The 13,967-nt window shown below is 64.9% G+C and carries 13 protein-coding genes; 7 read left to right on the top strand and 6 right to left on the bottom strand.

Annotated features, from left to right (window positions below; translation table 11 throughout):
- From B4393_RS08570 to B4393_RS08550, 5 genes are all read right to left on the bottom strand, one after another.
- A complete protein-coding gene (locus B4393_RS08570) occupies positions 1 to 858 on the bottom strand; it encodes an MlaE family ABC transporter permease (RefSeq protein WP_078333751.1) in 858 nt (285 codons plus the stop codon).
- A 450-nt stretch (positions 859 to 1,308) separates the two neighbouring features.
- Complete coding sequence (locus B4393_RS08565) at positions 1,309 to 1,941, bottom strand: response regulator (protein ID WP_078333979.1); 633 nt, start codon at positions 1,939 to 1,941, stop codon at positions 1,309 to 1,311.
- A 32-nt stretch (positions 1,942 to 1,973) separates the two neighbouring features.
- A complete protein-coding gene (macS, locus tag B4393_RS08560; protein WP_078333750.1) occupies positions 1,974 to 3,149 on the bottom strand; it encodes a MacS family sensor histidine kinase in 1,176 nt (391 codons plus the stop codon).
- A gap of 9 nt (positions 3,150 to 3,158) precedes the next feature.
- Positions 3,159 to 4,358: an AI-2E family transporter gene (locus B4393_RS08555; RefSeq protein ID WP_078333749.1), complete on the bottom strand. Its 1,200-nt coding sequence runs from the start codon at positions 4,356 to 4,358 to the stop codon at positions 3,159 to 3,161.
- 54 nt (positions 4,359 to 4,412) lie between these two features.
- Positions 4,413 to 5,291, bottom strand: a complete 879-nt coding sequence (locus B4393_RS08550; RefSeq protein ID WP_078333748.1) for an alpha/beta fold hydrolase — start codon at positions 5,289 to 5,291, stop codon at positions 4,413 to 4,415.
- 164 nt (positions 5,292 to 5,455) lie between these two features.
- On the opposite strand from B4393_RS08550, the gene B4393_RS08545 reads away from it, so the two are divergent.
- From B4393_RS08545 to B4393_RS28280, 5 genes are all read left to right on the top strand, one after another.
- A complete protein-coding gene (locus B4393_RS08545; RefSeq protein WP_078333747.1) occupies positions 5,456 to 6,979 on the top strand; it encodes an adenylate/guanylate cyclase domain-containing protein in 1,524 nt (507 codons plus the stop codon).
- A 27-nt stretch (positions 6,980 to 7,006) separates the two neighbouring features.
- Positions 7,007 to 8,227 (top strand): lysylphosphatidylglycerol synthase transmembrane domain-containing protein, encoded by a 1,221-nt coding sequence (locus tag B4393_RS08540; RefSeq protein WP_078333746.1) that lies wholly within the window; start codon positions 7,007 to 7,009, stop codon positions 8,225 to 8,227.
- A 54-nt stretch (positions 8,228 to 8,281) separates the two neighbouring features.
- Entirely contained in the window at positions 8,282 to 8,821 is a 540-nt protein-coding gene (locus B4393_RS08535) for a YceI family protein (RefSeq protein ID WP_078333745.1), read from the top strand.
- A 30-nt stretch (positions 8,822 to 8,851) separates the two neighbouring features.
- On the top strand, positions 8,852 to 9,244 hold the full coding sequence (locus B4393_RS08530; RefSeq protein WP_078333744.1) for a DUF3054 domain-containing protein: 393 nt from the start codon (positions 8,852 to 8,854) through the stop codon (positions 9,242 to 9,244).
- A gap of 65 nt (positions 9,245 to 9,309) precedes the next feature.
- Positions 9,310 to 9,435 carry a hypothetical protein gene (locus B4393_RS28280; protein WP_269087565.1) on the top strand — a complete coding sequence of 42 codons (126 nt, stop codon included), beginning with the start codon at positions 9,310 to 9,312 and terminating at the stop codon, positions 9,433 to 9,435.
- An 84-nt stretch (positions 9,436 to 9,519) separates the two neighbouring features.
- On the opposite strand, the gene B4393_RS08525 is transcribed toward B4393_RS28280, so the two are convergent.
- The gene (locus tag B4393_RS08525) at positions 9,520 to 10,275 is read right to left on the bottom strand and encodes a hemophore-related protein (RefSeq protein ID WP_078333743.1); all 756 of its coding nucleotides are present in this window, start codon (positions 10,273 to 10,275) and stop codon (positions 9,520 to 9,522) included.
- A 352-nt stretch (positions 10,276 to 10,627) separates the two neighbouring features.
- On the opposite strand from B4393_RS08525, the gene B4393_RS08520 reads away from it, so the two are divergent.
- Both B4393_RS08520 and B4393_RS08515 read left to right on the top strand, forming a co-directional pair.
- The gene (locus tag B4393_RS08520; RefSeq protein ID WP_078333742.1) at positions 10,628 to 13,402 is read left to right on the top strand and encodes an MMPL family transporter; all 2,775 of its coding nucleotides are present in this window, start codon (positions 10,628 to 10,630) and stop codon (positions 13,400 to 13,402) included.
- Positions 13,399 to 13,929, top strand: coding sequence for a helix-turn-helix domain-containing protein (locus tag B4393_RS08515; protein WP_078333741.1), 531 nt, complete (start codon positions 13,399 to 13,401; stop codon positions 13,927 to 13,929). Before B4393_RS08520 ends, B4393_RS08515 begins: the two co-directional genes overlap by 4 nt.
- Positions 13,930 to 13,967 lie beyond the last annotated feature (38 nt).

Below are 13,967 nucleotides of genomic sequence, written 5' to 3'. Positions count from 1 at the left end.
TCATAGCCCCGTCCGCGGGAACATCATGATGTACAGCTGACTGATGGCGACATTCACAACCATCAACAACAAGATCGACTCGACCACCGCGGCATTCACGGAGTTGGCCACACCGATGGGGCCGCCCTTGGTGGACAGGCCCTTCTGACACGACACCACGGCCACGATGGCGCCGTAGATGATGGCCTTCAGTACCGCCAACACCATGTCGTCGGGGGTCGCGAACGAGGCGAAGGTCGATACGAAGCTGCCGGGGGCGCCGCCCTGCCAGTAGACGTTAAACAGATAGGCGCCAAGGAATCCGACAAAGCACACCACGGCGGTCAGCGCCACCGCGATCATGATCGCCGCCGCGAACCGGGGCACCACCAGCCTGCGGATCACCGAAACACCCATCACCTCCATGGCGTCGGTCTCCTCACGCATGGTGCGCGAACCGAGGTCGGCCGTGATCGCCGAACCGACGGCCGAAGCCATGAGCACCGCGGCCACCAGGGATGCCGCCTGCCGGATGATTGCGATGCCGCTGGCCGCACCGGCCAGTGAGGTCGCGCCCACTTGTCCCGCGAGCAGGGCGAACTGGATCGACAGCGTGACGCCGATCGGCAGGGTCACCAAGATCACCGGCATCACGGCCGTCGCGGCCTGGAAGGCTCCCTGCCTGACGAATTCCTGCCACTGAAACTGCCCGGTGAAAAGGTCCACGAAGAACCACTGGATGGTGCGAACACCGAGCATGAACTGCTCGCCGACCGTGCTCAGGGATTCGAGAGGGTGACGCTTGACGTAACCGGTGGCCCAGTCCTGGATTGCCGCGGCACCGTCATCGGCCGCTACTCGTGCGCCGGGTGTGGTCACGAGGGACCCAAACACAGCGCACGACGCATTCCAGACTCCTCAGTGAACCGGCATTCGCTGGCGCACTAAGGGCTGCGGCGCCAATGAGCGTTGACGATAAATGATGAATCGTTAATTGAATAGTCGGTCATATTCTATATCACACCGATCGGTGTACTGTGTGCTGCGTCACAGGCATCCAAAAGTATCGCCGGTCCGGGATATCCCGTCGCCAATATCTGCCCCGAATCATGCGGTAAATAAGCGATTTTGGGAGCTATTACGCCATGCGACGTTGACCTAGGCCATCAGGGGCGAGTCATCTCATCCACGTTCCCGCAGATCGCCACCGGCAGCAGCCTCCCAGCCGCCGCCCAGCGCCCGGCGCGGAGACATGAGACTCCACGCCCGATTTACGTATCGGAACTGTTTGCTGCGGGAAGACGTGTGAGACAACCCGCGTGCGCAGGACTATTCGTCGAGACCGTGTTCTATGGCGTACCGGGTCAGCTCCACACGATTGCCCAATTGCAACTTACGCAGCGTCGACTGCACATGGTTTTCGACGGTCCGGTGGCTCAGCGATAGCCGAGTGGCAATCTGCTTGGCGCTCAACCCCTTTGCGACGAGTCGCAACACCTCGGTCTCCCGCTCGGAGAGCCGTGGCGTCTCATCGGAATCCGCGGCGGGCGCGCTCGACATGCGGCGGAATTCGCCGAGCACCAACCCGGCCAGGCCCGGCGTAAACACCGCCTGCCCCCTGGCGGTCGCCTTCACCGCCTCGATAAGTTCAGCGGCAGAGGCACTTTTGACCAGATACCCTGTCGCTCCGGCCTTCACCGCTTCCAGCACATCCTCGCGTTCCGCAGAAGCCGAGAGCACCAAGATATGACTATCCGGGGACGCTGCCAGCACCGCGGCGGTGGCCTGCGCGCCGTCGCCGTCGGTCAGTTGCATGTCCATCAACACCACATCGGGTTTCACCGTCGCCGCGATCCGGCCCGACGAGGCGACACCGTCGGCGGTGGCCACCACCCGCAGTCCTGCCGCTTGCAGGTCCCGGGACACCCCGTCGCGCCACATGGGATGGTCGTCGACCACCATCACCGAAATCAGCTCATCGCCAACGTTTTCTGTCACACCCCCACCTCCTGAGACTTCGGCACCGTGATCTCCCATTCGGTACCCGCGCCGGGCGCCGTCTCCAGCAGAACAGCCCCACCGAGGTCCGCAACCCGGCCCAGAATCGACCGGGACACCCCCATACGCCCTTCGCGTTCAGCCTGATCCAACCTGCCGTCGGCGATACCACTGCCGTCATCGCGCACCGTCACCACCACCGAGTCCTCCAGGTCCTCGACGAGCACGTACGCGTGCGCTTCCGACCCCGCGTGCAACGCGACGTTGGACAGCGCGCTACGCACTACGGCCGCTAGCTCACTGGCCATGTGCTGACCGATCAACACCGGTGAGCCCGGAGCGGAGACCGAGACAGCGGTGCTGGCCTGCGTGCGCAGCAACGGACGCAGATCGACCAACTCGTCGTCGGCGAACGTTGTCTGTGCCGCACCGGAGATGAGCTCCCGCAGCGCGACTTCCTGCTCCCCTGCGATGGCGGCCAATTCTGCCGTCGGGCCGCCGATCTCGGTACCCCGGCGCTTCACATATGACAAGACCTGCAACACCCCGTCATGGACCTGACGAGACAGCCGTTCGCGCTCGATCGCCGCCGCGGCCGCCCGTTCGGCGCGCCGCAGTTCATAGAAGGTGCGTTTCGCGGTGGTCGACGCCGCCCCGATTGCGAGCCCCACCACCACCAGTGCCGGCATGGTCGCATCGAGCCACAACGCGCTGACGGGAAGTCCGCGCGCCGCGATGCTGATCGCCGCGAGCACGAAACCGGATAAGACACCGGCGAGCTGACCACGCAACAGACCCATGGACACCACCGCATTGGCCACCCATAGCGTCGTCGGAAGCGCTTGATGTCCGCTGTACCAGTGCACATCGACAACCAGGCGCCCGGCGAGCATCAGCGCGATGACGATCACCTGATCGCACAACACCAGCTGCCAGCGACGGAACCAGTTGCGCGACAGCGCGACCGCCGCGAACCCGGTCCACATCGCCATGGCGGCATAGAGCGCCCAACTCAGTCCCTGCCGCTCATAGTGGGTGTAGGACGCCAGTTGCGAGGCCAGCAGGGCGTACCCAAAACTGGCCAATCGGAACACTTGCGCCGCACGCCAGAGCGACGCTGTCGGATCGTTGCCGCTCATCCATCGCGGGACGGTTCCGTTTCCGGATGCCATGTGAATTCGTCAGTCCTTGGGCGGAGCCGGGCCTAGTTCCGGCACTCCGTTACCGGGCTTGGCGCTGACCGCCGGCGGGCCGCCGTCGGGCACCATCTCCGGGTCGAGGATCACGGCTTCCTCTTCTCCTTCAAGCAGATACGGATCGTCGGAGTCTTCGGGCTCGATCAACGCGCGGATTGCGGTATTCAGCACGGCCACTGTGGGCACCGCCAAAAGCGCGCCGATGATGCCACCCAGCACACCGCCCGTAGCGATGGCGAATACCACCGCCAACGCATGGATCTGTACCGCGTGACCCATGATGAGCGGTTGCAGCACATGGCCTTCCACCTGCATCACCACAACGACGATGACCAAGATCATTGCCGCGGTGAAGGCGCCCTTGGTGATGAGCGCGATGAACACCGCGACAAATCCGGAGATCGCGGCACCGATAATCGGGATGAATGCACCCAGGAAGACCAGTGAGGCCAGCGGAAGAGCAAGAGGCACACTGAAAGCCGCCAGACCCACGCCGATACCGATGGCATCCACCAGCGCCACCGCGACAGTGGCACGCACGTAGCCGATCAACGATCCGAAGCCCAGGACACCTGCACGGCGCACCCGCGGTCGCACCGCCGTCGGGAAGACGCGGGTGACGAACTCCCAAATCTCCTTGCCGCCGTAGAGAAAGAAAATGGTGGTGAACAAGGTCAGCACGGCGCCGGTAATGATCTCGGTGACCGTGGTGGCCGTGGCCAATGCCCCGCTGGTGACCTTGTCCTGGTTGTCCTTGATGGTGTTGACCAGCGCGTCGCCGGCCTTACTGATCTGTTCCTCGCTGATGTGGAACCGGCTGTGAATCGCCCAGTTCTTCAGCGACTCGATGCTGTTGGTCAGCTGGGCCGACAGGTCTGGGAGACCCTTGATGAACTGATCCACCACAAACGTCAGGATCCCGCCGACCGCGGCGCTACCGGTCAACAGGACTACGACGACCGCCAATGAGCGCGGAATATTGTGCCGCTGAAGGTAGTTGACTGTCGGAACCAGCAGCGCCGAGGCCATCAGGGCCAGCAGCAGCGGGATGGTGATCGTCTTCAGGTGCCAGAACAACCACAGAAAGGTGAGTCCGAAAGCAAGCAGCACCAGCAGGCGCCAAGCCCACGCAGCCCCCTTGCGCACATACGGGTGAACCGACTCTGCGGCATCAGCGTGCGTCATGGGCCGAGCCTAACGGCGATGAGCCGCTTGTGCGACGGGCTTCACCATGACCAGCTATCCCTTCGGCGCGGGCTCGGCCAGTACCTCCGAAAGCCACTTCACGACCAACTCGGGCTGCTCGTCGACGATGAAGTGACCGCAGTTGGGCACTTCGGTGATGTTCAGGTCGTCGGCGTGGTCCTTGAAACCATCGAGTAGCGACGGGTGCACGGCCACATCGTCGAGCCCGAACAGCACCCGCACCGGCATGGTCAGCTTCTGGTCGTCGTAGGGGCCGCGCGCAAGATTGACGAACTCCTTGCCCACCATGGAGCGATAGATCTTGGACCCCGCCACGCGACGGTCGCGATCGCGAAAACAGCCGCGGAAGAAGTCCACCGACTCCTTGGGCATGCCGCTGCGGCGAATGAACCACCACAGCGTCGGCGACAGATGCGAGAGAGGCCCGACCACGGGAGCGCCCACCACGAGCTGGTAGGCCAGCTTGTGCGCGTGCCGGGCGACGCGGCCCGGCTGCTGCCACACCGGCGGGATGTTCAGGACGGCCAGCCGCCGGATGCGCGACGGCGCCTTCAGCGCGACCAGCTGTGCGGTCCAGCCACCCCAGTCGTGCCCGACCAGGTCGAAAGATTCGAGCCCCAGCGCGTCAGCCGCGGCCAGCACATCGGAGGCGAACTGCTCCTTCTCGTAGCCCGTCGGAGCCACCTCGCTCCAGCCCGCGCCGCGCAGATCCATGGCGTGCACCCGATATCCGGCAGCAGCCAGGGCCGGGATCACCTTGTGCCACATCCACCAGTTCTCGGGCCAGCCGTGCAACAACACCACCGGTCGTCCGTCCTGCGGCCCCGCGACGGCGACATGGATCTTCACGTCCCCTGCTTGTACGTACTGGTGATCCACGCCGTCGAGAGCGGGCATGCTGCGCTGCGTCATGGACCGAACCCTACCGCGCAGTAGGTTCCGTGGCACCAGGGTCCCTGAGCCACCGCGCCAGCCCGACCTGGACATACCCGTGCTCTGAAGCAAGAAGAACTGGCATGCTTCGTCATGTCACGGAATTCGGAGTACAACGGGAGTAGACCGATCGGAATACCTGTGTGATGGAACGGCTGCGCGAATGGTTTCGGGCCATGCATGTGCTGGGCCCACGTTGGAGCGTGTTCGTGGGATCCATGGTCGGTATCAACGCCGCCACTCTCCTATTGTTGTTCTACTTTCTGCGCCACTGGATGCCGTTCAAACGCCCGGCTCACGACTGGGTATTCGAAAACGGGCCACCGCTGTTCTGGCTTCTCTTCGGCGTCATGATCCTCACCAGCGTGGGGTGGGCGCTGCACATGGAGCACCGGCTGGCCCGCTGGTACTGCCGGGGCGGACCACCCACCGCACTGGAGCTTCGCACCGCGCTCACCGCGCCGCTACAGCAGTCCTTGCTCCACCTCGCCGGATGGGCTTTGGGCGCCGGGGTCTTCATCGCGGCCGGAGCAGTCCACGACTCCAAGTGGACCCTCGCAACCATCATCGGTTGTGTGCAATCGGCAACGGCCAGCTTCGGCATCACCTATCTGCTCGGTGAGCGCATCCTGCGGCCCATTGCCGCGAAGGCATTGAGCGCCAGCGAGTTCCACGGCCGCTTCGCGCCCTCGGTGTTCGTGCGGGTCCGGCTCAGCTGGTGGATCGGCACCCTAGCGCCGGCGATCGGGCTCATCTCGCTGTGCGGCATGGCCCTCTGGAAGCCCGACGATTTGACCTCGACACGCGACCTTGCCCTCACCGTCTTGCTGATCGTCTCGACCACCTTGGTCGGCAGTTACGGGCTCGCACTGCTCACGGCCGGGCAACTGGCCGACCCGGTGCGACAGCTGCGCAGCGCGATAAGCGATGTGGCACAAGGTAATTTCGACGCGCGCGTCGAGGTTTATGACGGCAGCGAGCTCGGCGTACTACAGGCCGGTTTCAACCGGATGATGCAGGTCGGCGAGGAACGCCGTCAGCTGCGTGAGCTGTTCGGTAAACACGTGGGCGCCGACGTCGCCAGCCAGGCGCTGCAGCTGGGTACCAACCTCGGCGGCGAGAATCGTTATGTCGCAGTGTTCTTCGTCGATATGATCGGGTCCACGTCGATGGCGGCGGATCGTGACCCCGAAGAGGTGCTGACGATCCTCAACGACTTCTTTCGCATCGTGGTGGAGGTGGTCGACAGTCGCGGCGGCTTCGTCAACAAGTTCGTCGGCGACGAGGCCTTGTCGGTCTTCGGAGCGCCACTGCACCGCCCCGACGCCACCACGGCATGCCTGGCGGCCGCGCGCGAGCTGCGGGACCGGCTTGACGAGGACTTCCCCCACCCGTTCGAGTTCGCGATCGGTGTCTCGGCCGGGCTGGCGGTTGCCGGGAATGTGGGCGCCCCCGAGCGCTACGAGTATTCGGTGATCGGTGACCCGGTGAACGAGGCCTCACGACTGACCGAGCTCGCCAAGCACCGGCCAAGCCGGCTGTTGGCGTCCACCAACGCGCTGTATTTCGCCGACCCCGATGAACAGAAACACTGGGATCACGGCGACTCTGTGCTGCTCCGGGGCCGCACCAGGGCGACACACCTGGCGTGGCCTGCGGGAACCTGAAAGAAGTGGCCAGCCCGCGCCGTTACTGTGGTGCCCGTGCCCCCGTCCGATGACCGAGACCGCGACCGTCTCGAGGGCGGCTGCACGCCGCCCGAGCGAAACGGCCCGGAGCCGTGCTCGGACGACCCCGAGGCGGACACCGCTCCGCAACCCGTCATCAAGCGCCGGGGAAAGTACTGGTGGATTCGCTGGGCGATCCTCGTCGTGCTCGCGATCGTGCTCGCGGTGGAAATCGGCTTCGTCTCCGATCAGCTGGATCGGGCCTGGCAGAGCCTGAAGACCGCTAATCCCTGGTGGGTGCTGGCAGCCGCGCTGGCCGCGATGGCGTCCATGCACAGCTTCGCCCAGATTCAGCGGACGCTGCTGCGTTCGGCGGGCGTGAAGATACGTCAGTGGCGCTCCGAGGCCGCCTTCTACGCGGGGAACGCGTTGAGCACCACCCTGCCCGGTGGTCCCGTGCTCTCGGCCACCTTTATCTATCGACAGCAGCGCCTGTGGGGTGCCACGCCGGTGGTCGCGTCCTGGCAGCTGGTGATGTCCGGGGTACTGCAGGCGGTCGGACTGGCGATCCTGGGCCTCGGCGGGGCATTCCTATTGGGCGCCAAAACCAACCCGTTCTCACTGGTCTTCAGCATCGGCGGCTTGTTGGCGATCCTGGTCCTCGCCCAAGCCGTCGCGTCGCGACCGGAGATGCTCGACGGTATCGGTGTCCGCATCCTGCGCTGGGTCAACGATCTGCGCGGCAAGCCACCGATGATGGGCGTGGCCCGCTGGCGCGAGATGCTCAAGCAGATGGAGGCGGTGACGCTGACCCGTCGCGCCCTCGGGGAAGCATTCGGTTGGTCGTTGTTCAACTGGATCGCCGATGTGGCCTGCCTGGCCTTCGCCGCGTATGCGGTGGGAAGCCGTCCCTCGCTGGTCGGTGTCATGGTGGCCTATGCGGCGGCGCGTGCCGCCGGATCGGTCCCACTGATGCCCGGCGGTCTGCTGGTGGTCGAGGCCTTCCTGGTGCCCGGTCTGGTGACCTCCGGGATGACACTGCCCGACGCGATCTCGGCGATGCTCATCTACCGCGCGGTCAGCTGGGTCTTCATTTCCGCGATCGGCTGGGTCATCTTCTTCTTCTTGTTCCGCGACGAGAGCCAGATCGACCCGGACGCGAAGCCCGGGTCGACCAAGGACCCCGAACCCGACGCCGGAGCTGCGCCGGATACACCGCCGAAAAAATCTTCCGATCCCCCGAAATAAAGCGGACCATAGTCCGGTTGGCATGAGTGTCCGACCCACACTCAAGGAGCACTCATGACCACCACCACGCCCGTTCTCACCGCCGGAACCTGGACCATCGACCCGGTCCACTCCGATATCACCTTCTCCGTACGCCACCTGGGCGTCTCGAAGGTTCGCGGGTCGTTTACCGACTTCAGCGGTGAAATCACGGTTGCCGAAGACGGCACCCCCTCCGTATCGGCCACCATCTCCGTGGCCTCGGTGAGCACCCGCAACGACCAGCGCGACGGCCACCTGCGTTCGGCCGACTTCTTCGACACCGACAACCACCCCACCGCCACCTACCGGTCCACCTCGGTGCGCGCCGACGGTGACGACTACATCGTCGACGGCGAGCTGACCCTGCACGGCGTCACCCAGCCGGTCGCGCTGAACCTCTCCCTGGAAGGTGTCGGACCCGGAGCGCAGGGCGGCGCGGTTGCGGGCTTCGAGGCCAGCACCCAGATCAACCGCGGCGACTTCGGCGTCAACGGCGGCGCCGGACTGGTCGGCGAGAAGGTCGCGCTGACCTTCAACATCGAAGCCGGCCACCCCGAGGCACCCTCCAACTGATCGCCGCGCGGCACCCGCTACGGTCGGGGAATGCCCAGCGCGCAACCGAATTCACTGACGAAGAAGCCGACGGCGTCCGTACTGCTTGCACTGGTACTGGATGTCGTCGGCATCTTCGTTTTTTGCACCATCGGTCGCCGCAGCCATGCCGAGGGCATCACAGCGCTCGGCGTGTGGCAGACGGCCTGGCCGTTTCTGTCGGGTGCCGGCATCGGATGGGTGCTGAGCCGGGGCTGGTCACGCCCCGCATCGATAGCCCACACCGGCATCGCGGTATGGGTCTGCACCGTGCTGTTCGGAATGATCCTGCGCCGGCTGAGCAACCAGGGCGTCGCATTCAGCTTCGTGGTGGTCGCATCACTGGTCACCGCACTGTTCCTGTTGGGGTGGCGTGCCGTCGCCGCCCGAGTCTCAAGAAGCTGACGACCACCGTCAGGATCTCGTCAACGCGCTTGGATCGGCGCCCGGGGGACACGCAAGCTGGCTGCATGGAAGGTCTCGCCGCCGTGCTGGTTCCCCTCGCCGGTTATGCCGCGGTACTGCTGTCTGTGCGGTACCTCAATCGTCACGACGACATCGCCCCAGTGGCGAGCTCCGACGCGCTCACCCACTGAGCCCTTCAACGCCGAGTGCGAGCCTGGCGCGGATATCTCAGTTGAGATCCGCGCCAGGCTCGCACTCGATGTAGGTATGTGCCCTTAGATACGCGGCCCGGGCGCGGGGCCCGTTCCTACCGGACCCGCGGGAGCGGCGGGCTGCGCCGGTCCGGGGGCCGGTCCGGGGCCCTGCGGGAAGTTCGGCGCCGCCTGCGCGGGCGCCGGGTTCTGGATGGCGGCCTGTACGGCCGGGTTCTGCACGAGAGCCTGGGCGGCCGGGTTCTGTGCCACCGACTGCGCGGCCGGGTTCTGCGACAGGGCGGTCAGCAGCGCCGGGTTCACACCCATTGCGGCCGGGTTCAAGCCACCACCATTGACAACCTGAGCCAGATCCAGCGGCAGACCGCACTTGGTACGCAGCTCATTCAGCGGTGCGGCGATACCGCCCATGGAGGCGGCGACATCGGGACGCGACACCAAGTAGCTCTGTGTTTTCGTGGCGATCTGGTCCTGCGGAGCCGCCTTGATCTCCGTAAAGGCTTGGTCGACGTCCGGATGCTGCTCTAGGTAGCTTGCCGCGTTCTGCACGACGTTGCCGACAGTCTTGGTCATCTTGCTGGCCTGGCATCCGTCCGGCGTGGGTGTGGCCGGAGCTGCCCCCAACGTCCCAGCCGCGGCCGGTGCGGCAGCGTTGGGGGCGGGTGCCGGCGCAACGGGAGCCGCTGGGGCCGGGACGGGCGTCGGGGGGACCGGCTCGGCCGCGGCAATCGGTGCCAGGGCGCTCATCGCGAGCCCGCCAGCTAGAACACCTGCGCTCAGCAAGCCATAGGCTGCGCGCCGCGAGGTTGTGGCTGACATGGAATTCCTCCTACTTGTTGCGGGATTACAGCCAACGTATCGAAATCCGGCGCCATTTCGAAACACGGACGCGCACCGTCACCAGAGCGTTACCCACTCTTTATCGTCGCCCAGATTCTGAAATTCAAGATCCACCCCTAGATCCAATTCAACGTTGCCAGGAACGACGAAGAGCATGTACAGCCACCACTGGTTTTTCGCTAAGGGCCGCTGTTAGTAAACACGTCACCGCAGGTTGCCGCGATATATACAGACAGGGGGCGCGGTTGGTCGCGTTGCTGTAGCATCACGACCACGCCACAGGAGACTGCGTGCGTCACACCGAAGGACAGGAACCATCGTGCAGTCAGTCATGATGCGCACCAGCGACTACCTCCGTAGGTACCGATGGTTGACCGTCGCTGTCTGGCTGATTCTTATTGTCGCCGCGGTAGGACTGGTGGCGGGCAAGGGCGAGAAACTCACCGGCGGCGGTTTCGAGGTTGCCGGATCGCAATCGCTGAAAGTGCATGACGCGATGGAGACCGGATTCCGGGAACATGGGGCCTCCCCGCTGGCACTGGTCGCCGCGCCCCGTCCCGATGCGACGGTCGCAGATATGACGGCCGCCGTCGACTATCTCAAGCAGGTGGCGGCCCAGATTCCGCAGGTTTCGGTCGAGCCGATCCCCCCACAGCTCACCCCGCAACCCGACCGCCCGTTCGTCGTCACCCTGCGGATCGGCTTCGATAACACCGGCGCCACCGATATCGCCAAGAGCCTCCGCAAGAAAATAGGGGTGCAGGGCGGCCAGCCCGGCCAGATCGCCGGGGGCCGGGTATCGCTGTATGTGATCGGCCAGGGTGCGCTGGGTGCCGCGATGACCGAACAGATCGCAGGTGACATCAAGAAGGCCGAGAAGTGGAACATCCCGGTCATCCTCATCGTGCTGATCGCGGCGTTCGGGTCCCTTGCCGCGGCCTCGCTGCCCTTGTTGTTGGGTGTGTGCACGGTGGCGTTGAGCGTGGCAATCGTCCTCGGGCTGTCGAACATCACCACCATCTCGGTGTTCGCCCTGCCAACGGTAACCATGATCGGCCTCGCTGTGGCGGTGGACTATTCCCTTTTCATCCTGATGCGGTACCGCGAGGAGCTGAACTCCGGGAAGAATCGGCAGGAGGCCATCGCAGGCGCCATGGCCACCTCGGGCCTCACCGTCACATTCTCCGGATTGACGGTGATCGCCGCCCTCGCAGGTATCTATCTGATCGGCACTCCCGCACTGGCATCGATGGCCTCCGGCGCCATCATCGTCGTCGCCATCGCAGTCCTTACCTCCACCACGCTGATGCCCGCAATGCTGGCCATCTTCGGCAAGGCGGCCGCGAACCAGTCCCGCTTCCTTCGTATTTCACCGTTGCGCAAGCATTCGATTCCGTTCTGGCGCAAGTGGACCCAGCAGGTGATGCGCCGACCATGGCTCTCCGCGTTGGGTGCATCGGTTCTCCTGCTGGTGCTCGCGGCACCGAGTCTGCAGATGCATGTCTCCAATAGCATGCTGCGTCAGTTCGATTCGTCGCACGAGATCCGCCGGGGAATCGACGCTGCAGCGGTCGCGATGGGTCCGGGTGCGCTCGGGCCGGTGCAGGTACTGCTGACGTTCAAGGACAACCCCAGCAACCCGGACAACGCGGCGGCGCTCGAGACCGCCAAGGAAACCATCGCGCACGCTCCCAATATCGCGCGGGTTTCCGACGCGTCCTTCTCCACCAACGGACATGACGCGCTGATCTCGGCAGTGCTATCGGTGGACCCCGAGGCGAACGCGGCGCGCGACACCGTCAATTGGCTGCGCACGAATGTGCCCGATGCGCTCAAAGATTCGGGTGCCGATATCAACGTGGGCGGGCCTACGGCATTGCTGTTCGACTACGACGCCCGCGTCGAACACTCGCTGCTGGGGGTGTTCGCCTTTGTCTGCGTGCTGGCATTCGTGATGCTGCTGGCCACACTGCGTTCACCGGTGCTGGCGCTCAAGGGCGTGGTCATGACGGTGCTGTCGGTCGCCGCTGCCTACGGCAGCCTGGTGATCGTCTTCCAGTGGGGATGGCTGGAATTCCTGGGCTTCCACAAGGCCAATATCGACAGCAGTATCCCGCCTTTGGCGTTGGCGCTGACCTTCGGTCTCACCATGGATTACGAGATCTTCTTGCTGGCACGGGTGCGTGAGCGGTATCTGCGCACGGGAGATTGCGGCGACGCCGTCTCCTATGGGGTCCGCACCAGCGCACGCACCATCACCAGCGCCGCACTGATCATGATCGCGGTGTTCATCGGATTCGCCTTCGTCGGAATGCCATTGGTGGCACAGCTGGGCGTCGCATGCGCGGTGGCTATTGCCGTCGACGCGACGGTCGTACGCCTGGTGCTGGTACCTGCGTTGATGGCGATGTTCAACAAGCGCAACTGGTGGCTGCCCGGTTGGCTGGACCGCGTACTTCCGAACGTGGACTTCGAAACGCCATGTGTCGACGAGCTTCCCGGCCCCCACACCGAGAGCGCGCTGCGACTTCAGGGATCCGGCTTCGAGGAACCGCGTATCGATTACCACGCCATCGCGGTATCGGCCGCTCGACTCAAGCGCCTCGCCGACGGCGGCACGGTGACCGCACCCGACACGCAGTCGGTGCTCGCCGACCGCTGGCGTGACAACTTGACTGTGGCCCTGGAAGCGTTGCAAGCCGGCAAAAACGGAGCGGACACCGACACGGTCAAGATGCCCGGCCCCCTCTCGCGGCTCACTCCGGTGGAAATCACGCAGGTGAAACTGCCGACAGGGCAGAACTGCGTGGTGCCCACCGACGCCGAAGCCCTGCGCATGCAGGGGCTGTTGTTGATGCGCCGCAACGCCGAACGCGATTACACCGAGTTCGCCCGGCTCGCTTCGATGATGGAGCCGCGGACGGCGGCAAAGGTCCTCGCCGGGATCGATCAGCATTACTGTGTACAGTCCAATCAGAGGTGGGTTTCCAGCCAGCTGGTGCGCCGGCTCGCTGACCCGAAGCCCGGTGATGGTGCGATGGAGTGCGCCACGGTGCGCAGGCAGTGCCTGTCGGTGGCGGTGGCGATGTTGGAGGATGCGAGGTGACGGTCACGAGCGACGCGCCAGCCGTCTCCCCCGAAGTGCCCGAAGAGCCTTCGGGTTCCGGCGCCATCGACTCCGGTTCCACGCAGCCCGACCCTCCCGGACGCGGCGACAAACCAGTCACTCATTGGACCACCCACGAGATTCTCGACGCCCTGCAAAGCGGCGACCTATCCGACTGGCAAGCGATTGTGCACGCGCTCAAGCGCGATCCATTTGGGCGAACCGCGCGTCAGATCGAGGAAGTCGTGGGTGCCGATGAGCTCTACGGCATTTCGACCGCGCTGCAGGAGATTCTCACCCGCGCCCGCGACGACCTTGCCGAAGCCGAGCGCCGCGAAGCCGCCAACGAGATCAACCTGCTGTTCGAGGCCTCCGGTCTGCGTGAGGCCGAGTTTGCCTCGCGCATAGGCGTTTCAGGTAACGAACTGTCCGCGTATCTCGCGGGTAGCAGCGACCCGTCGGTCGCGATGCTGGTCCGGATGCGACGGGTAGCCCGCCGGTTCGGGCGTACCCGCCCCCGCGGATGACCAGCGGGTAGATCAGGCGGTTACATCCGGGTACCTGC

It is taken from the genome of Mycobacteroides franklinii (assembly GCF_002013895.1).
Classification (GTDB): domain Bacteria; phylum Actinomycetota; class Actinomycetes; order Mycobacteriales; family Mycobacteriaceae; genus Mycobacterium; species Mycobacterium franklinii.
Note: the sequence above shows the minus strand (reverse complement) of the source record. Positions and strands in the feature narration are given on the sequence as shown.

Excerpts from the sequence above, each read along its gene's own strand:
- B4393_RS08565 (WP_078333979.1), bottom strand. The coding sequence starts at position 1,941 with ATGGTGGTCGACGACCATCCCATGTGGCGCGACGGGGTGTCCCGGGAC.
- macS (WP_078333750.1), bottom strand. The coding sequence starts at position 3,149 with ATGGCATCCGGAAACGGAACCGTCCCGCGATGGATGAGCGGCAACGAT.
- B4393_RS08555 (WP_078333749.1), bottom strand. The coding sequence starts at position 4,358 with ATGACGCACGCTGATGCCGCAGAGTCGGTTCACCCGTATGTGCGCAAG.
- B4393_RS08550 (WP_078333748.1), bottom strand. The coding sequence starts at position 5,291 with ATGACGCAGCGCAGCATGCCCGCTCTCGACGGCGTGGATCACCAGTAC.
- B4393_RS08535 (WP_078333745.1), top strand. The coding sequence starts at position 8,282 with ATGACCACCACCACGCCCGTTCTCACCGCCGGAACCTGGACCATCGAC.
- B4393_RS08530 (WP_078333744.1), top strand. The coding sequence starts at position 8,852 with ATGCCCAGCGCGCAACCGAATTCACTGACGAAGAAGCCGACGGCGTCC.
- B4393_RS28280 (WP_269087565.1), top strand. The coding sequence starts at position 9,310 with ATGGAAGGTCTCGCCGCCGTGCTGGTTCCCCTCGCCGGTTATGCCGCG.
- B4393_RS08525 (WP_078333743.1), bottom strand. The coding sequence starts at position 10,275 with ATGTCAGCCACAACCTCGCGGCGCGCAGCCTATGGCTTGCTGAGCGCA.
- B4393_RS08520 (WP_078333742.1), top strand. The coding sequence starts at position 10,628 with ATGATGCGCACCAGCGACTACCTCCGTAGGTACCGATGGTTGACCGTC.